Origin of the sequence: Streptomyces sp. NPDC046759 (genome assembly GCF_040645475.1) — a bacterium.
Lineage (GTDB): Bacteria > Actinomycetota > Actinomycetes > Streptomycetales > Streptomycetaceae > Streptomyces.
This window is the reverse complement of sequence record NZ_JBEYYJ010000015.1, coordinates 13112-30844: the sequence shown is the minus strand read 5'-3', so window position 1 is coordinate 30844 and position 17733 is coordinate 13112. Positions and strand designations below refer to the sequence as shown.

At 73.3% G+C, this 17733-nt stretch carries 14 protein-coding genes, 2 pseudogenes and 1 riboswitch; of the genes and pseudogenes, 9 read left to right on the top strand and 7 right to left on the bottom strand.

Annotated features, from left to right (window positions below; genetic code table 11):
* Window positions 1–109 precede the first annotated feature (109 nt).
* Together ABZ919_RS20995 and ABZ919_RS20990 are read right to left on the bottom strand one after the other, a co-directional pair.
* Window positions 110–925, bottom strand: coding sequence for an SAM-dependent methyltransferase (locus ABZ919_RS20995; RefSeq protein WP_361249823.1), 816 nt, complete (start codon window positions 923–925; stop codon window positions 110–112).
* 53 nt (window positions 926–978) lie between these two features.
* Window positions 979–1854, bottom strand: a complete 876-nt coding sequence (locus ABZ919_RS20990; RefSeq protein ID WP_361249821.1) for a helix-turn-helix transcriptional regulator — start codon at window positions 1852–1854, stop codon at window positions 979–981.
* 605 nt (window positions 1855–2459) lie between these two features.
* Between ABZ919_RS20990 and ABZ919_RS20985 the strand changes: the two genes are divergently transcribed.
* From ABZ919_RS20985 to ABZ919_RS20970, 4 genes are all read left to right on the top strand, one after another.
* The gene (locus ABZ919_RS20985; protein ID WP_361249818.1) at window positions 2460–3131 is read left to right on the top strand and encodes an ATP-binding protein; all 672 of its coding nucleotides are present in this window, start codon (window positions 2460–2462) and stop codon (window positions 3129–3131) included.
* 436 nt (window positions 3132–3567) lie between these two features.
* The gene (locus ABZ919_RS20980; RefSeq protein ID WP_361249815.1) at window positions 3568–4233 is read left to right on the top strand and encodes a GNAT family protein; all 666 of its coding nucleotides are present in this window, start codon (window positions 3568–3570) and stop codon (window positions 4231–4233) included.
* Between the two features lie 48 nt (window positions 4234–4281).
* Window positions 4282–5079, top strand: coding sequence for an SAM-dependent methyltransferase (locus ABZ919_RS20975; RefSeq protein WP_361249813.1), 798 nt, complete (start codon window positions 4282–4284; stop codon window positions 5077–5079).
* Between the two features lie 99 nt (window positions 5080–5178).
* A riboswitch (guanidine-III (ykkC-III) riboswitch) is annotated at window positions 5179–5246 on the top strand.
* Between the two features lie 12 nt (window positions 5247–5258).
* Window positions 5259–6137 (top strand): MBL fold metallo-hydrolase, encoded by an 879-nt coding sequence (locus ABZ919_RS20970; RefSeq protein WP_361249811.1) that lies wholly within the window; start codon window positions 5259–5261, stop codon window positions 6135–6137.
* A gap of 17 nt (window positions 6138–6154) precedes the next feature.
* On the opposite strand, the gene ABZ919_RS20965 is transcribed toward ABZ919_RS20970, so the two are convergent.
* Complete coding sequence (locus ABZ919_RS20965) at window positions 6155–6598, bottom strand: VOC family protein (protein ID WP_361249808.1); 444 nt, start codon at window positions 6596–6598, stop codon at window positions 6155–6157.
* Between the two features lie 387 nt (window positions 6599–6985).
* Between ABZ919_RS20965 and ABZ919_RS20960 the strand changes: the two genes are divergently transcribed.
* A complete protein-coding gene (locus ABZ919_RS20960) occupies window positions 6986–8359 on the top strand; it encodes a Fic family protein (protein ID WP_361249805.1) in 1374 nt (457 codons plus the stop codon).
* Window positions 8360–8481: 122 nt separating this feature from the next.
* On the opposite strand, the gene ABZ919_RS20955 is transcribed toward ABZ919_RS20960, so the two are convergent.
* On the bottom strand, window positions 8482–8940 hold the full coding sequence (locus ABZ919_RS20955) for an NAD(P)H-dependent oxidoreductase (RefSeq protein ID WP_361249802.1): 459 nt from the start codon (window positions 8938–8940) through the stop codon (window positions 8482–8484).
* Window positions 8941–9043: 103 nt separating this feature from the next.
* Between ABZ919_RS20955 and ABZ919_RS20950 the strand changes: the two genes are divergently transcribed.
* Window positions 9044–10018 carry a GNAT family N-acetyltransferase gene (locus ABZ919_RS20950; RefSeq protein WP_361249799.1) on the top strand — a complete coding sequence of 325 codons (975 nt, stop codon included), beginning with the start codon at window positions 9044–9046 and terminating at the stop codon, window positions 10016–10018.
* Between the two features lie 80 nt (window positions 10019–10098).
* On the top strand, window positions 10099–10803 hold the full coding sequence (locus ABZ919_RS20945; protein WP_361249796.1) for a lipoprotein: 705 nt from the start codon (window positions 10099–10101) through the stop codon (window positions 10801–10803).
* Window positions 10804–10981: 178 nt separating this feature from the next.
* Here ABZ919_RS20945 and ABZ919_RS20940 read toward each other — a convergent pair whose 3' ends face one another.
* A complete protein-coding gene (locus tag ABZ919_RS20940; protein WP_361250160.1) occupies window positions 10982–12979 on the bottom strand; it encodes a DUF1996 domain-containing protein in 1998 nt (665 codons plus the stop codon).
* A gap of 1949 nt (window positions 12980–14928) precedes the next feature.
* On the opposite strand from ABZ919_RS20940, the pseudogene ABZ919_RS20935 reads away from it, so the two are divergent.
* Window positions 14929–15288, top strand: a pseudogene (locus tag ABZ919_RS20935) (C40 family peptidase); the annotation flags it as partial.
* Window positions 15289–15307: 19 nt separating this feature from the next.
* Here ABZ919_RS20935 and ABZ919_RS20930 read toward each other — a convergent pair.
* Together ABZ919_RS20930 and ABZ919_RS20925 are read right to left on the bottom strand one after the other, a co-directional pair.
* Window positions 15308–15907: a hypothetical protein gene (locus ABZ919_RS20930; RefSeq protein WP_361250174.1), complete on the bottom strand. Its 600-nt coding sequence runs from the start codon at window positions 15905–15907 to the stop codon at window positions 15308–15310.
* A 59-nt stretch (window positions 15908–15966) separates the two neighbouring features.
* Window positions 15967–16140, bottom strand: a pseudogene (locus ABZ919_RS20925) (NAD-dependent epimerase/dehydratase family protein); the annotation flags it as partial.
* Window positions 16141–16269: 129 nt separating this feature from the next.
* Between ABZ919_RS20925 and ABZ919_RS20920 the strand changes: the two are divergent.
* On the top strand, window positions 16270–17634 hold the full coding sequence (locus ABZ919_RS20920; protein WP_361249794.1) for an FAD-dependent oxidoreductase: 1365 nt from the start codon (window positions 16270–16272) through the stop codon (window positions 17632–17634).
* Window positions 17635–17733: the final 99 nt, after the last annotated feature.

Sequence of the window (17733 nt, the reverse complement as noted above, 5' to 3'; positions counted from 1 at the left end):
CCCACGCTAGCGGCAAGGGGGCCGCCCGTCCCGCCGTCGGAGAGGGGCGGGGCCGGGGTCCGGGAGGTGGGTCGGACCCCGGCCCCTGGTCTGCGGGGGCGCGGGGCCGTCAGGGTTTACGGGCGACCGCGCCGTACATCGCGATGTCCTCGTCGCGGATGTTCTTCTCACCGGTGCCGTCGGGGTGCCACCTGTGCACTTGGACGATGCCCGGCTCGACCAGCTCCAGGCCCTCGAAGAACGCGTGGGCCTCGTCGCGGGTGCGCAGCCGCATCGGCATGTTGCGGGCGGCGTACTCGCGGGCGACCCGGCCCACCTCCTCGGGCGCGAAATCGGCGGTGCCGATGGTCATCGCCAGAAAGCTGCCGGAGGGCAACGGCTCCAGCAGCCGCCGTACGACACCGACCGCGTCGTCCTCGTCCAGCATGAAGTGGACGATGGCGATGACCGTGAGCGCGACCGGCCGGTCCAGGTCCAGCGTCCCGCGCAGCTCCGCGGCGTCCAGGATGGCCGCCGGGTCGCGGAAGTCGGCCTCGATGTACGAGGTACGGCCCTCGGGGGCGCTGGCCAGCAGGCCCTGGGAGAGGGTGAGGACGATCGGGTCGTTGTCGACGTAGACGACCCGGGACTCGGGGGCCACGGCCTGGGCGATCTCGTGCAGGTTGGGCGAGGTCGGGATGCCGGTCCCGATGTCCAGGAACTGGCGCATGCCCGCCTCCTCGGCGAGCCAGCGCACCGCGCGGTTCATCCAGTCGCGGTTGGCGCGCATGTGGACCGGGAGCGCCGGCCACTCCCGGGACATGGCGTCACCGGCCTCCTGGTCGGCGGGGTAGTAGTCCTTGCCGCCGAGGATGTAGTCGTAGATGCGGGCGGAGTGGGCGTTCTCCGTGTCGATCCGGTCAGCCGGCCATCCGTTGTCGGGCAACGCCGTGTCTCCCATTCGGCTCGGGGTGGGGGGCTTGCGTACGAAGAGGCGGGTCACAGCTCCTTGCGAATCGCGCCGAGCAGGTCCTCGGTCCTCCTGGCGGGCGCGGCCTGGGCGCCCAGTCGGTCCAGTGCCTCCCGGTACACCACGACGTCGTCGGCCTTGTCGAGGTAGACGGCCCCGACCAGGCCGCTGAGGTAGACGATGTCGGGCAGTTCGCGGGCGCGGAACCGGAAGAGGTGGTAGGCGCCCGCCCGCATCGCCGGGTGCGGGCCGTTGGCGAACGGCATGAGCTGCAGGGTCACATGGGGCAGCCGGTTGACCTCGACGAGGTGGTCGATCTGCGCCCGCATCACCTCCGGCCCGCCGACCGGCCAGCGCAGCACCGTCTCGTCCATCACCACCCACACCCGTGGCGGCGCCTCGCGGGCCAGCAGTTCCTGGCGGCGCAGCCGCAGTGCGACCCGGCGTTCGGTGGCCTGCGCGCAGCCGTGCGGGTTCTCCGCGCCGATCAGGGCGCGCGCGTAGTCCTCGGTCTGCAACAGCCCGTGCACGAACTGGTTCTCGTAGGCGCGGATCTGCAACGCGGCCTGTTCCAGGCTGAGATAGGCGGCGAACCAGTCGGGCATCACATCGCGGTAGGTGTGCCACCAGCCGCGCTTGTTGGCCTCGCGCACGGACTGCAGGAACGTGTCGATCTCGTCCCGGTCCGTGACGCCGTAGACCTGGAGCAGCTTCTCGGCGTCCGCGAGCCGCAGCCGGGCCACCTTGGCGGCCTCCATGCGGCGGATCGTGGAGTGGCTGACCCCGATGGCGGCCCCCGCGTCCGCGTAGCTGAGGCCGGCCCGGGTCCGCAGCTCCTCCAGTTGCCGGCCGAGGATCATGCGCAGGACGGAGGGGGCGCCGCCCCAGTCGGTCTCCGCGGTCACGCGCCACACCCCCTCACCGGGTCACGGGGACACGATCGCCGTCCCGGCCCCATTCGATCACGTTCTGGCCGGAGCAGCATGCACTTCGCCACTTGCAAATTTCAACTTGCTGGTTGCGGAGCGTTGTTGGCGGGTGCCACAGTGGACTCACTGCTCCGGCCGACCCAAGGAGCAGGCGGCGCGGCCGGGTTGGGGGAGACCGGGCCGCAGTACGGCCTCCTGGGAGGCAGTGTGTCGTCTGCTGCGCAAGCGGCCCGCCCGGCACCGACACCCCCCACACGAGGTTGGACGAAAGGCACACGGCGATGGCTCCGCCCTCCCTCCCCCAGCCGCTCCACCATCCCCCCGAGCACTGGAGCCCCGGCCGGCCGCCTCCGACCTCCGGCCCGTCGCGCCTGCCCGTGGACCCCCGCTCGCAGGGGCCCACGGATGTTCCGGACCGGACCCCTGACTCCGTGCAGCGCCCGCACGGGCCCACTGCCCACGCGGACCGATCACAGCGGACCACGGACGGCGCGGGGTGTCCGCACCCGGCCCCGGACACCCCGAACCGGCCGCAGCGGACTTCGAACGGTGTGGACGGGCCACGCCGGACACGCGACGGCGTGGACCAGTCCTCCCGGATCGCGGACGGCACGACACGACGGGACCGCCAGGCGGCCATCACGGAAGCAGCACGCCGGCAGGCGGACACCGCGGACGCCCCCGACCGGGCACCGGAGTACGCCGGGGACCGCCCGCACCCCGCAGGGGACGCGGTGCCGCGTCCGCACCGGCCGCCGGTCCCGGCCGGTGTCCTGAGACCACCCGGAGGCGAGCGCCTCGGTCGACTCCCTGGGCCGCTCGGCTCCGACCGGCTCGCCTCCGGGGCCCCGCCGTCCCACTCCGCCGCCGCGTTCGATCTGCCGGCCCGGCCCGCGGCCGTCGGCACGGCCCGCCGTGTCACGTGGGACCTGCTGACCGCCTGGGGAGTGCCGGACGGGACCCGGGACGACGCGGTCCTGGTGGCCTCGGAGCTCGTCACGAACGCCCTCGTCCACACGACGGGTGAACGGATCGCCTGCCGGCTGCATGGTACGGCGGGCCGGATACGGATCGAGGTCGAGGACCAGGAAGGCGGTCCCGCGCTGCCTGCGGCCCGCCGCCCCGGGCCCGAGGACCAGCACGGGCGCGGGCTGTTCCTGGTCGACGCGCTGAGCCGCGACTGGGGCGTGATGCCCGTGCCCGGCCGCCCCGCCCGGGTCGTGTGGGCGGAGCTGCCCTCCGGCCCCGACTGACCCCCACGTTCCGCCGAACGGACACGCCAGCCGCGGACCGTCCCCCACCAGTCCCAAGGATCGCCATGCACTGTCCGGTCTCTGTCCCCGTCCCCTCCACCGACCCGTCCTGGACCCGCACCCGCCCCAAGCCCGGCTCCCAGGAACACACCGGCTGACCCCCACGCGGCACAGGCCAGGGCAACACCCTGAGCGGGCTGGGGGCGGGGCCGGTGTGAGCCGTCCCCGCACCTGCACCGCCACCGGAACGCCCCGGCCCCGCGACGATTCCCGGCCGAACACCGCGGCGTCCCGCGCGGACCCCGCCGTCCGGCTCGCCCCACCCGCCCGCGAACCCCGGTACATTCGCCGCCGGTGCGGGTGGTCCGCACCCCGCGGGGGCCCGGGGTCCGTACGGGTTCCGGTCGCCGCGTGGGTCGTAGCGCCGGGGGTGTGCATGGGCTGGTCGGTGATCCGCCGGAGGCGGGCCGCCGCGTCAGGGCTGCCCGTGCCCGGGCGGTGCGGGCCCGGGACCGGCCGGCATGTCCTGGCCACCGAGCGGCTGTTGCTGTTCACGCCCCGGACCCGGCTGGACGTGGCGGCGGCACTCGCCGCCTGCGCCGACGCGGAGGCACAGCGCTGGCTCGGCACCCAGGCGGACCAGGTCCTGCCCGATCCCGGCACCCGCAGGGCCCTGCTGGCCTGGCGGCCGGCCGGTGACGACGGCCGCCGGGTGCCCCGGAAGCTGGCGCGGCCGTATGTGCCCGGCCCGGACGACCCCCTGCTCCTGGTCTGTGTGCGCAGATCCGACCTCGGCTACGCCGGCGCCCTCGAACTGGAGCACCGCACGGGCGAGATGGGCGGCTGGCTGGCACCGGCCTGCCGCGGCCAGGGTCTGGGTGCGGAGCTGTTCCGGGCGGGCGCCGCACTCGCGCACACCCATACCGGGCTGACCACAATCCGTGCGGGCGCCGAACCCGGGAACAGCGCGAGCCGGCGGGCCCTGGCCCGGGCCGGCTTCGTACCGGACGAGGGGCCACCGCACCACACCCTGCCCGACGGCCGGGTGGTGGAGTCGGTCTGGCACCGCCACGACAGCGCGGCGGCCTCCCGCTGCCGCTGACGACCACCCGCGCATCACCTTCACCCCCCACCTTCACGGAGAGCCGACGTGACAGACACCGGATTCAGCCCGGAGCGGATCGACACCGGCAAGCCGCACTCCGCACGGATGTACGACTGGTTCCTGGACGGCAAGGACCACTACGCCGTCGACGCCGAGGCCGCGCGCACGGTGCTCGAGCTCTTCCCCGGCGTCAAGGACACCGCCTGGGCCAACCGCGAGTTCATGCACCGGGCCGCCCGCTTCGTCGCCCGCCAGGGCGTCGGCCAGTTCCTGGACGTGGGCACGGGCATACCCACCGAGCCCAATCTGCACCAGGTCGTGCAGGCGGTCACCCCGGGCGCGCGGGTGGTGTACGCCGACAACGACCCGATCGTGCTGCGGCACGCCGAAGCGCTGCTCCAGGGCACGCGCGAGGGCCGTACCACCTATCTGCACGCCGATGTCCGCGAGCCGGAGCGGATCGTGGAGTACGCCCACGAGCATCTGGACCTCGGGCGGCCGGTCGGCCTGTCGCTGATCGCGCTGCTGCCGTTCGTGACCGACGAGCACGACCCCTACGGCATCGTGCGGACCCTGCTGGAACCGCTGCCGTCCGGGAGCTTTCTGACGGTCTCCCACGTCAGCGCCGAGTTCGACCCGGATGTGTGGGAGCGGATCGCGGCCGTCTACCGCTCCGGCGGCACCCAGGTCCGGGCCCGCTCGCACGCCGAGGTGACCCGGTTCTTCGCCGGCATGGAGCTGTGCGAGCCGGGCGTCGTACCGGTCACGCGCTGGCACCCCGAGGCAGCGATGCGCGTCCCGCGGGAGCAACCGGTGTACGTCGGAGTGGCCCGCAAACCCTGACGGCGCGGCCGGCCGTACCGGACACCGGGAGCGGAGGCTGGGCCCGTGTCCTGCCCTTTTCTCGCCCAAGCCGCCGATCGGCGTCGTGGTAGCGTCGCCGTGGAGGCTCACAGGTGCCTGCCCCGGACGAGACGTGCGCCGTACCCGGCCTGTCAAGACGACGCACTCGAGGAGGCGTCATGGGCGCAGGCACATCCTTCGTCGACTTCACCGACGGGGCTCCCCGACGTCGCGAGCTGGACGTCCGCTGGATCCACGGCTCACCGTCGGCCAAGCACAACACGGACCCGGACATCCAGGTCCACCCGTACGACGAGCACACGGTCATCCTGCGCCAGAACATGGCGATCGACTACGAGGCGCCGTTCCTGTTTCTGCTGTTCGGAAACTCCCAGGCGGTTCTGATCGACACCGGTGCCACCGCGTCCGCCGAGTTCTTCCCCTTGCGCCGTGTGGTCGACGAGCTCGTCGACGGCTGGCTGGCCCGCCATCCCCGGAAGGGGTACCGGCTGCTGGTGCTGCACACCCATCCCCACCACGACCACATCGCGGGCGACGGTCAGTTCGCCGACCGCCCCGACACCACGGTGGTCGGCGCGGATCTCACCACTGCCTGGGGCCATTTGGGATTCGACGAGGACCCCACGACCGTGGCACGGGTCGACCTGGGAGGCCGGGTGCTCGAGTGCCTGGCCACCCCCGGGCACCACGAGGCGGCGGTCACGTTCTACGACCCGTGGACCGGGTTCCTGCTCACCGGCGACACGGTGTACCCCGGCCGGCTGTACATCCAGGACCGGCCCGCCTTCGCCCGGACCATCGACCGCCTGATCGACTTCTGCGCTCGCCGACCGGTCACGCACGTTCTGGGCTGTCACATCGAGATGACCGATGAACCGGGCGTGGACTACCCGGTCCGCACCACCTACCAGCCCGACGAGCCTGCGCTGCAGATGACCACGGGCCACCTGCACGAGATCCGCGCCGCGCTCGAGGAGATCGGCGACCGGCCCGGACGACACGCCTTCCCCCTCTTCGTCATCTGCCCGGACGACTGACACGAGAGGGGACGGCGTCACCGCCCCGGCAGGCGTTCCGTGACTTCCTGCAGGGTCCAGCTGTTGCCGTCCGGGTCCGTGAACGACGCGAACGACGTGTAGCTGCGCCGCTCGGGATCCGGACCGGGCACCCGGTCCCGGGTTCCCGAGTGGTGGAACACCCCTCCGGCGTCGTGGAACACCTCACTCACCTCGACCCCGTTCCGGACCAGCTCCGCGCGTGCCGCCTCGATGTCCGGGACCACGAGATGCAGGCCCTCCACGGATCCCGGCGCGGCCGAGCTGACCCCGCTCCCGAAGATCACCGAGCAGGCGGAGCCCGGCGGGGTCAGTTGCACCACGCGAAGGCCGTCATCGGCGACGAAGTCGGCATCCAGCCGCCAGCCCAGCGCCCCGTAGAAATTCCTGGACCGGTCGACGTCGGCGACCGGGATCACGGCGACTTCCAGCTTCATGTCCACGGTGGAGACCTCCTGCCCCTGCGCGGCGTCGGTGGACGCTCTGCCATGGGGTGGTCGAAGGGCTGCGCTCGTCGACGGGCCCCGAGACGGCCACGGGTCGGCGGCTGCGGAGCGCCGGCACCCGCACACGGCCGACGGGGCCGGGCGCCGAAAAGCCCTTCCACGATACTGCCTCGCCACAGCAGCGCCATTCTTGCCACCAGGCGACGTCGGGCGCTCCAGCCTCCGCGGGGACGGCGTGGTCCGAACCGCCCCGGCCGTGGTCCTCGAGATCGCGTGGCTGCGGCAGGCAGACCCGGGACGGAAGTCGGTCACGCTGCAGGCCACCCTCCGGTCCTGCGGAAATTCACTTGAACGGCAGTCAGGTGGACATGGCAGGCTTGCGCGGTGATTGTCGAGCTGGCCCCCCGTTTTCTCGCCTGGGCCGATGTGGACCCTGCCCGTCATCCCTTCGACAGCGCGGCGGCGCCGCAGGTGGTGCGGTCGCTCGGTCCCGCCCGGAGGGTGCCTGGCCGCCCCGACGTCACCGTCGTCGACCCGGCGATGAGCGCCTGGAGCTGGGAGGAGGGCCGGCCCTGGGCCGACGCCATGTCGCACGCCCTCGTGGAGCACTACGGCCGCTGGACCGTGGGCTGGCGCTGGGCGCACGACGAAGGGGACTTCGACGGGGGACCGGTCGGGAACTGGTGCTGCCCGCGCGACTCGATCACCACCCCGGCGGAGACGCTCGCACGTGTCGTCGCGGCGTTGTGCGAGTGGCGCGAGTGGCTGGAGAGTCTTGCCCGGTGGTTCGAGGCCTACCCGTTGGACCTGACCGACGTCGAGGACCAGCGGATCCTGTGGGACCGCGCCGCCCGGAACCTGATCCTGCAGGTGACCGACCGCACCGGTTGCGGCAGCGGCTGGCACGGACACTGTCGTCAGGTGCTCAGCTGGTTCCTCAGCCACTGGGGCGTCGCACCCGACCTGGCGAGGGAGTTGGTCGACGAGGCCATCGGCGGACGGTTCGAGAGCTGGATCGGCCCCGATCCGGTGCTGGTGGAGGACGTCGCGGAGCGGCTCGCGCTGTCGCTGCGGCCGGACGACGGCGTACGTCCCGTCACCGGACCGGCGCCGGACCACCTCCAGCGTTGGCTCGCCGTACGCCGGACCGTGCCGTGGCAGGAGGCTCCCGACGGCGGCGGGGACGGACCGGTGACCCCGTCGCGCGACGGCGCGGCGGAGGACGTCCGCGCCTTCGACGGTGCCCTGGACCCCGCCCGCGCGCAGGGTCTGCTCGCCGCCCTGGAGCTGCTGCGGGCCGACGCGGCACGCGGCGCCTCCCTCGACTTCGAGTTGCTGCGCGGCTGGCAGCAGCACGTTCTCGGTACACCGCAGCCGCCGCCGTTCCGCGACCTGCCGGCCTTCGCCAAGCAAGGCCGGGAACGGTACGGCATCGGCCCGGACACCCGGGCCCGACTCGATGCCTGCCTGGCCGAGAGCACCCGGGACCCCAGGCGCCCCCTCCCCCTCACCGCCCGCGCCGCGCGCGCCTATCTCGACGTCTGCTTCTTCCATCCCTTCCACGACGGCAACGCCCGGTGCGCTTTCCTCGCCCTGGTCTTCGTCCTCGCCCGCGAAGGCGTCGCACTCGACGGGGTCCAACTGCTGCGCCGCGTCACCTTCCAGGCCGACGAGCCCGCAGACGCCTTGGTCCTCACCCGGTACATCGACACCCACCTCGCGGGGACCCGACGCAACGCGGCCTCCCCCGCCTCCTAGCGGGTGGGCATGAGCATGGTGCGCGACTGCGCTTCGGTGACGGCCGGGGGAGCGGGGGGGCGGCCGAAGTCACCGCAGGCCGGGTGATTGCTGCCGGTCGGGCCGCCGCGCTCGTCCGGCGCTCAGGCGCCGGGCATCAGCCCGGCCGCGACCGTGGCACCGAGCTCCCAGCACGCCTCCGTGTCGGCCTTGCCGGGTTCGCCGGTGACAGTCACCGCGTCGGTGGCGCGGCGCCAGCCCAGGCCGGTGGTGACGGTCTCGATGGCGCGGACGGCGCCGGTGACGTCGTTGCCGCCGTGGACGTAGTAGCCGAACGGCCGGCCACGGGTCTCGTCCAGGCAGGGGTAGTAGATCTGGTCGAAGAAGTGCTTGAGCGCGCCGGACATGTAGCCGAGGTTCGCCGGTGTGCCGAGCAGGTAGCCGTCGGCTTCCAGGACGTCGGAGGCCGTCGCGGACAGGGCCGCCCGGCGGACGACGCGCACGCCCTCGATCTCCGGTGTCGTGGCGCCGGAGACCACGGCCTCGAACAGCGCCTGGCAGTTGGGCGACGGGGTGTGATGGACGATCAGCAAGGTAGGCACACCCCGCACCCTGCCGTGCCCGCGCGGCGCTCCGCAAACGGCGGGCGTGGCGGGCGCCGCGGCGGGGTAGACCGCTGTGCACGGAACGACGGGAGGGGCTGCCGTGACCAGCGCGCGTGGACTCGAGTCCGCTCTTCGCCCCGAGAGGCTGCCGGCCGGGTACGGGTGCCGGGCGGCGACCCGTGCCGATGCGGACACGATCCACGGCCTGGTCGCCGCGTACGAGGGCGCGCTGCACGGCCGCACCACGACCGGCGCCGACCGGATCGCCGCCGAGCTCGCCCTGCCGGGTCTGCGGCCCCAGTACGACACCCTGCTGGTGCACGACGCCGCCGGCGGGCCGGCCGGCTACGGCTGGGTGAAGGGGCGCAGGGCCCGGGTGCACGTGCACCCCGGTCACCAGGGGCGGGGCCTCGGCGGTGCGCTGCTCGGCTGGGCCGAGACGCGGGCGCGGCACACGGGCAGCGACCGGCTCGCGCAGACGGTCCCCGACGCCGATGGCGCCGCGAGCGCCTTGCTGCGGGCCCGCGGATACTCCCGGCTGGTCACCGAGTGGCTGCTGGAGATCGCGCTGCCGGGCGAACCCGAGGTGCCCGACCCGCCGGGGGGCATCACCGTGCGCCCGTTCCGGCACGGCGACGAGCGGGCCGTGTACCAGCTCACCGAGGACGCGTTCGACGAGTGGCAGCCGCGGCGCAAGAGCTACCCGGAGTGGGCGCGGTGCACCGTCGAACGCACCACGTTCCTGCCGGCCGCGTCGCCGCTGGCCTTCGCCGGCGACCAGGTGGTCGGGGCCGTACTGGCGCTGGACGTCCCGGGCCACGACGAGGGGTACGTCGACCGGGTCGCCGTCCGGCGCGACCACCGCGACCGGGGCATCGCGCGCGTCCTGCTGCGCGAGTCGTTCCGCACCTTCCACCGCCTCGGCAGACCCGCCTGCACACTGTGGACGCACTCGGGCACGGGCGCGCTCTCGCTGTACCAGAGCCTCGGCATGACGGTCCGGCTCGGCTCCACGGTCTACGGCAGGGCGCTCGTGGCCCCTGCGGGGCCGGCTGACCGGGTCAGCCGGCCGTGACGGTCCCGCGCGGCACAGCGTTCGGCGCTGTCGGTGCCCTCGGTTACAGTTTCGCCCCTGAAGCAGGAGGCGAGCGGGACGTGCAGATCAGGGTGGGATCCGTCGGGGCAAGAGCGGTCGTGGCGGTGACGCTCGCGGTCCTGCTCGGCGGGTGCGCGGGGGCTGCGGACGGCGACGGCAAGGGCGCCTTTGGCGCGTCTCCGAGCGCACCGGGCAAGGGGGCCGAGGGGGCAGCGGCGAGCGGGGGTTCGGTCGGCGCGGCCGGTTCGGAGTGCGAACTGCCCGTCCGTTTCGACGTCGCCAGGCACTGGAAGGCGAAGTCGATCGCCGCGGAGGCGGAACCGGCCAAGACACCGAAGGTTTCACAGGGTTCGGACGACGACCTGAGGGGGGCGCTCGCCGACGCCTTGCTGCGTCAGGGGCCGGTCACCGCGGCCTGCGAGATCGACGCCAAGCCGGCGGGCCTCATCGGCTTCCTGCGGGTGTGGACCGGCAAGCCGGGAAAGGCCGACCCGGGCAGCGTACTGCGGCAGTTCGTCGCCGCCGAGGAGAACGTCAGCAAGGAGAAGTACCACTCCGTCAGAACCGGCGGCGGTGTCGCCGGCGTGGAGGTGGAGTACCTCTGCACCAGCGAACTGCTGGACGAGACCAAGAAGGAGACGGCGCTAGCGGTCGGTACGCCCCACGGCCCGGTCGTCCTGCACCTGGGAGGCATGGACACCGAGGAGCACGACGCCATGCGGCCCGCGTACGAACTGGCCAAACGCACCCTCGTGCTGGGCTGAGGCGACCCGCCGGGCAGCCCCCGGTCCGCGGCCGTGGACCGGCCCGGTCAGCTACGGCCGGCCGTGTTGACGGTGACCATGCCGAGAGGTTCGGCCCGAACGCCCTGTGGACGGCGCGGGGCGGCCCACTGTGGGAAGTGGGCCGCCCGAGACAGTCGTTCGGCGTGAGCTGTGGTCGTCAGTAGCGCAGGCGCCGGGCCCGCAGCAGCATGATCAGGCCCGACAGGGCGAGCAGGATGCCGAGAGCCGCGGGCCACAGGTGCGTGCCGGTCTCCGCGAGGGCGCCCTGCGTGCCCTGCGGCTGGGGCTGTGCGGACGGGGGCGGGAGGTGTCCGGGGGCAGTGGCCCGCGCGGACGGGGACGAGGACGAAGTCACGGACGAGGACGCGGGTGCGGGTGCGGACTGGGTGGATCCGGACGCGGGCCGGGTGGGTGCGGAGGTGGGCCGTGCGGGTGCGGAGGTGGGCCTGGGCCGTGCCGGCTCCGTGGCCCTGTGGCTCGCGGCGCGGCCCTGATCGGCGGCGTGGCCGGGAGAGGCCGTGCGGGCGGGCGCGGTCGTGCGGTCCGCCGTGGCCGTGTGCTCCGGAGTGGCCGTACGGTCCGCAGTGGTCGTCGCGTCGGTCCTCGGTTCCCCGCCGGGCCGGGAAGCGGAGGGGGCCGGCGCCGAGGTGGCCGTGTCGCCGGGCTGCTGCGTCGCGCCGTCGCCCGGGGCGGCCGTCGTACCGGAGCCGGAACCCGGCGTGGGCGACGCCGTCGCACCGGAGCCGTCCCCGCCGGGGCCGCAGGTGCGGCCGGAGTTGATGCAGTCGACCATCTGGCGCATCAGGTCCTCGTCGAAGACGTTGATGAAGTCGCCGTGGTCGGTGACGGGTTTGTGCAGCTGCTCGGGGAAGGAGTCGACGGCGAAGAGCGGCACCGTACGGCCGCCGTCCGCGAGGCTCGGCGCCTTGACGTCGTAGACGATCCGCTCCTCCAGCTGCGGGATGGGGCGGAAACCGGCCGGGCAGGAGCCGTCGGGTGCGGTGAAGGCCACGTGGGTGCGGTGGTTGGCGCTGTCGATGTTGCGGCCGTCCCAGCAGCTCTGGAACTTGAAGCTGCGCACCACGTCACTGCCCGCCGGGCACAGCGGGTACTTGTCCTTCAGCTGCCGGTCCTCGTAACCGGTGCAGCTCCAGGAAGCGTTGGCGTTGCCGGGCCCGTTGACGAAGGCCTTGGCGTCGCCGGTGATGATGCGCAGCAGACGCGGCATGGCGGTGACCTTGCCGAGCGGGTTGCCGGAGAACGTCAGCGTGACCTGCTTGGGCGTGACGATCCGGCCCGCGTTGCCCTCCGTGCCGCCGCCCGGGGATCCGGCGTCCCGCTCCTGCGTGCCGTTCTGCAGGCGCAGCACCGGCCAGTAGTACGAGGACTTGTCGCCCTGGTCGGCACAGCTGGTGCCGGCCTTCGCGAGGTCGTCGTCGCTCGCGAAGGCGTTGTTGCCCTGATTGCCGACGTAGTCGTGGAAGTGGTGGGCGCCGTTGGACACGCCGGGAGCGACGATGACGTTGTCCGAGTTGAACAGGCCGCCCGCGTTGACCCCGCAGTCGGAGGTGAAGGTGCCCCGCGAGGCGTCGGCCTGCTGGGGCGGATTCGACACGTCGGGCTGTACGGAGGTGATGTCCGCGTAGTCGGACGCGACGGGTCCGTTGCCGCCCTGCCCGGCGCCGCCCGGCTGGGCACCCTGGGTCGGGGAGGCGGTGGCCTGGGGTCCGCCGCTCGCGCCGTCGCCGGGACGCAGCGTGCAGGCGGCCAGCGCGTCCAGGCCCTGCGGGCGCTCCCCCAGCCGGCCGACGGCGTCGGCGATCCGGCCGATCGCTGCCGCCCGCTGCTCCTTCAGCGGGTTCATGATCGTGTCGTCGACCGAGCCGGAGTCCTGACCGGTGGACTGCCCCGCCTGCTGGAGCTGCCGGTAGGCGTCGGCCGTCTGCCGGTCGAGCAGGGCGAGTTCGCGGTCCACGTCCGGGCGGGCCGCCTCCGGTACGGCGGTCAGCCGGCTGCCGACGTCGGGGCAGTCGATCGTCGCCATGCCGTCGGCCGACAGGACGTGTCCGGTTTCGTTCGGGCCGGATCCCCCACCCCAGTTCTCGGTCGCCGAGGCGTAGACGTTCGCCGCGACGAGCCCGCCTCCGCCCAGCATCAGGGCGACCGCTGCGAGGGTCGCGCGTCGTGCGGCGGTCGGGCGTCTGCGGCTGTTGCGTGCCAAGGTCGTCCCCTGTGTGATGTGTGCGCCGGTCGGGCATGGAGCTCCCACGCCCCATACGGAAGGGGGCACCGGTGCGTTCAACGGGAGCGCGAATTCACCGGGATCTCACAGGAAAACGCGGGCCCCGCCCGTTCCCCTCCGAACACGGCCGCGAACATCACAAATACGTATCGGACATTCCAGGCCTCAACCTTCACACGAGGTACACACGTTGGCTAGGTTGACGCGAGGCCGCCCGGTACTCGATGGTCCGGACGCAACGGCCCAACTGCCCTGCTGGGCAAGGAAGGAGCACGTCTTCCATGGCGCCGGAGAGCCGCGACGAGGTTCCGCAGCGGGACGAGGTCCGGCAGCGGATCAACTCCCTCTACGACCAGGCCGAGAACGCGACGGGCAACTACAACGCGACCCGCGCCATGGCCTTGGTGACGCGCTCGCGGGGCGTCCCGCTCGCCAAGCGGCCGGGCCGGCGGCCGGATCCCGCTCTCGACGAGGTCGCCCGGCCGTGGTTCGACGCGGCACGCGCCAAGCTGGGCCCCTCCGTTCCCGCCGTCCTGCCCGCCGACCGGCTCGCCGACGGCCCGCCGGCTGCGCGGCGCTCCCAGGGCCGGCCCGGCGCGGGACTCCCGGGAAGGCCGGCCCCGGCCGCGCTCGAGTCCGGCCCCTCCGCGAGGCCCGCCGAGCCCCTGGAGCGGGCGGCCGACCGCGCGGTGGCCGAGCTGACGGCGGGCCCGGCGCCGTACCCGGTGAGCGCAGCCCCGGTCGCACGGGAGACCGGACGGGCGGCACTGCCCGGCCCGCGGCGACCCGAACTCCCGGTCGGCGGGGAGCAGTTGTCCTGGCTGGGCGGAGTGGGAAGCGGCGACGTCCGCACCGCGGACCAGACGGCACCCGGCCCGGCAGCACTGATGGCACCCGGGACGCGCGACGTGGCGACCGGACCGGCAGCGCTGATGGCACCCGGGACGCGCGACGTGGCGACCGGACCGGTGCCGCTGGGACCGCCCGAACCGGCACCCTGGGAAAGTGCCGGACCGGTGCCGCTGGGACCGGCCGAACTCGGACCGGTCGCTCCGACCGGCCTGGGTACGGTGCCGCCGGCCGTCCCGGGCCCCGTCGAGACCGCCGCGCTCCCGGTGACCGCGCCGGCCGCCGTCCAGGCCGCCCCGCTCCAGGAAGCGAGGACGCTCCGCGGCACCGGCGCGCCGGGCCGCCCCTCCCCCGCCGCATGCAAGGCGGCCAGCCAGCGCAAGCTGGCCGCCGCGAGCGATGTGCTCTCCCGGTACACCGCCCAGCTCGCCACGTCCGCCGCGGCGCTCCCGCCCACGTCCGTCACGAGCGCGCCGCCCACGTCCGTCGCGGCCATGCCGCCCGCGTCGTTCCCGGGTGAACCGTCCACGCCCGGCACGCCCCCACCGTCATCGCTGGTGACCTCCGTACCGCCCGCCTACCTCGCGGCCACGGCACCCCAGTCGTTCACAGCCGCACCGCCCACACCCGCCGCGCCCCCGCAGCCATCGCCGGTCACACCCGTACCGCCCGCCTACCTCGCGGCCGCACAGCCCGCGCCCCTGGCACCCCCACAGCCTCCGCCTGCCGTACCCGTGCCGTCCGCGCCCGGTACGGCCGCACCGACCGCTCCTCCCACGGCACCACCCCCGCCTCTCACGGAGGCACCCCCGCCACCGCTCATGGCCGCGGCTCCGGCACCCGTCCAGCCGGGGGCCGGGTCCGCGACCGCCCCATGGCAGGATCCGCAGGGGGTGACACCTACGGCGGCACTCCCGGCGGCCGTGGCGCCGCCCGGTGCCGGCACCGCGCCCCACACCATGGCCTCAGCGGTGGACACCGGTTCCCTCACCCCGCTCTCCGAGTCGCCCGGGGCCGGGCGGGCCGCCAGGGCCATCGCGTTCGCCCGGGCGCAGATCGGCAAGCCGTGTGTGTGGGGTGCGACCGGGCCGGACTCGTACGACTGCTCCAGCTTGACCCAGGCCGCCTGGAGGGCCGCCGGGGTCACGCTGCCGCGGCCCGCGCACGAGCAGGCGCTGGCCGGGGCCCCGGTCACCCTCGCCGGGCTCGAACCAGGTGACCTGGTCCTCTTCTTCGACGACGACAGGCACGTGGGCCTTCATGTGGGCGGCGGCATGATGGTGCACGCGCCGGGCCCGGGCTCGTCGATCCGCGAGGAGTCGATCTACGGCGCCGGGGAGTCGGCGATCCACCGGATCGTACGGCCCGCCTGACAGGTGTCCACGGGTCGGTTCAGCCGCGGCGCCGGTGCGGGCGCCGGCTCTCGTAGTGGTCGAGCAGGGTCTGCGCCGACGGGCGGTAGGTGAGGCCCAGTTCGTCGATGCTGCGGCTGTTGTCGACACGGAAGCGGATGCCGAGGTGTTTGCGGATGTAGTCCTGGGTGAGGCCGAAGGACGGTCCGAGGACGCGGACCGGCCAGTGCGGGAGCCTGGTGCGCGGCAGCCGGAGGTCGCGGGGGTGGCGGTCGAGGATGATGTGGGCCATCTCGTGGAACGAGGTCATGGTCTCGGCGGCCACGATGTACCGCCCGGCCGCCGCCGGGTTCCCGGCGGCGGCGATGTGCGCGTCGGCCACGTCCCGGACGTCCGCCGTGGTGAAGCTGAAGTCGGGGGCTCCGTAGCAGAAATAGCCCCGGAAGAGTTCGTCGAGCAGGAAGAGGCTGCCGGAGCTCGAAGCGGGCGTGAACGACGGTCCGAGGATCAGCCCGGGGTTGACCGCCACCATGCGCCAGCGGTCCTGGGCCCCGGCGGCCTCCCACGCGGCTCGCTCCGCCAGTGTCTTGGCGTAGTGGTAGGGATTGTTCTCGACGGAAACGTCTCCCGCAGCTCCCACAGCGGCCGCACCTTCGCCGCGTCGGACCGGTGCCGTACGGTGGCGTGGACCCGATGGTCCCGCTCCAGCAGACGTCGTACCAGGTGGCTGCCGACGAACCCGCTGCCGCCCGTCACCGCCACGACCGTCCCGGCGCCGTCCACCACGTCCACCCGTCCCTCCTCCGCCCGGGGACAGGGTGGGGCGCCGGGCGCTCCGGGGGAACCCCGTGGCCATGCAAAGCCCCCGGCCATAAGGGGCCGCTGGGGAAGTCATAAGATCCCCTTATGAGGTCATAGACCGGACCCGCGTACCAACTTAGGTCTGCCTTAGTTTAGGCTTCCTGATCGAGTCGCCCGTTCACGCTCGAAGGGAACCTGATCATGCCGCGCCCCCTGCGGGTAGCCATCGTCGGAGCCGGCCCCGCCGGGATCTACGCAGCCGACGCCCTGCTCAAGTCCGAGGTGGCCGCCGAACCCGGCGTCTCCGTCGACCTCTTCGAGCGGATGCCCGCCCCGTTCGGCCTGATCCGCTACGGCGTCGCCCCGGACCACCCGCGCATCAAGGGCATCATCACCGCCCTGCACCAGGTCCTCGACAAGCCGCAGGTCCGCCTGTTCGGCAACGTCGACTACCCGAACGACGTCAGCCTGGACGACCTGCGCGCCTTCTACGACGCGGTCGTCTTCTCCACCGGCGCGATGGCCGACCGGGAGCTGTCGATACCCGGCATCGACCTGGACGGCTCCTACGGTGCCGCCGACTTCGTCTCCTGGTACGACGGCCACCCGGACGTGCCGCGCACCTGGCCGCTGGAGGCGGAGAAGGTCGCCGTGCTCGGCGTCGGCAACGTCGCCCTCGACGTGGCCCGGATCCTCGCGAAGACCGCGGACGAGCTGCTGCCGACCGAGATCCCGCCGAACGTCTACGACGGTCTGAAGGCCAACAAGGCCGTGGAGATCCACGTCTTCGGCCGGCGCGGGCCCGCCCAGGCGAAGTTCAGTCCGATGGAACTGCGCGAGCTGGACCACTCGCCGAACATCGAGGTCGTCGTCGACCCCGAGGACATCGACTACGACGCGGGCTCGATCGAGACCCGGCGCGGCAACAAGCAGGCCGACATGGTCGCCAAGACGCTGGAGAACTGGGCGATCCGCGACGTCGGCGAGCGGCCGCACAAGCTGTTCCTGCACTTCTTCGAGTCCCCCGCGGAGGTCCTCGGCGAGGACGGCAAGGTCGTCGGCCTGCGCACCGAGCGCACCGCCCTCGACGGCACCGGCAACGTCAAGGGCACCGGCGAGTTCAAGGACTGGGACGTCACGGCGGTCTACCGCGCGGTCGGCTACCTCTCCGAGAAGCTGCCCAAGCTGCCCTGGGACATCGAGTCGGGCACCGTCCCGGACGAGGGCGGCCGGGTCGTCGAGCAGGGCGGCACCCACCTGCAGTCCACCTACGTCACCGGCTGGATCCGGCGCGGCCCCGTCGGTCTGATCGGCCACACCAAGGGCGACGCCAACGAGACCGTCGCCAATCTGCTGGACGACTACGTGAGCGGCCGGCTGCACACCCCTGCCTCGCCCGACCCGGAAGCCGTGGACGCCTTCCTCACCGAGCGCGAGATCCGTTTCACCACCTGGGAGGGCTGGTACCGGCTCGACGCCGCCGAGCGCGCCCTGGGCGAGCCGCAGGGCCGCGAGCGCGTGAAGATCGTCGAGCGCGAGGACATGCTCCGGGAGAGCGGGGCGTAAGCCCGGTTCCGCAGGGACAGCGAGGGGCCGGCGCCCGGGCGTCGGCCCCTCGTCCTGTTCCGGGGACGGCCGGGGGACGTTCACCCGTCGGTGGTGCAC

Excerpts from the sequence above, each read along its gene's own strand:
- ABZ919_RS20980 (WP_361249815.1), top strand. The coding sequence starts at position 3,568 with ATGGGCTGGTCGGTGATCCGCCGGAGGCGGGCCGCCGCGTCAGGGCTG.
- ABZ919_RS20970 (WP_361249811.1), top strand. The coding sequence starts at position 5,259 with ATGGGCGCAGGCACATCCTTCGTCGACTTCACCGACGGGGCTCCCCGA.
- ABZ919_RS20940 (WP_361250160.1), bottom strand. The coding sequence starts at position 12,979 with ATGCTGGGCGGAGGCGGGCTCGTCGCGGCGAACGTCTACGCCTCGGCG.
- ABZ919_RS20920 (WP_361249794.1), top strand. The coding sequence starts at position 16,270 with ATGCCGCGCCCCCTGCGGGTAGCCATCGTCGGAGCCGGCCCCGCCGGG.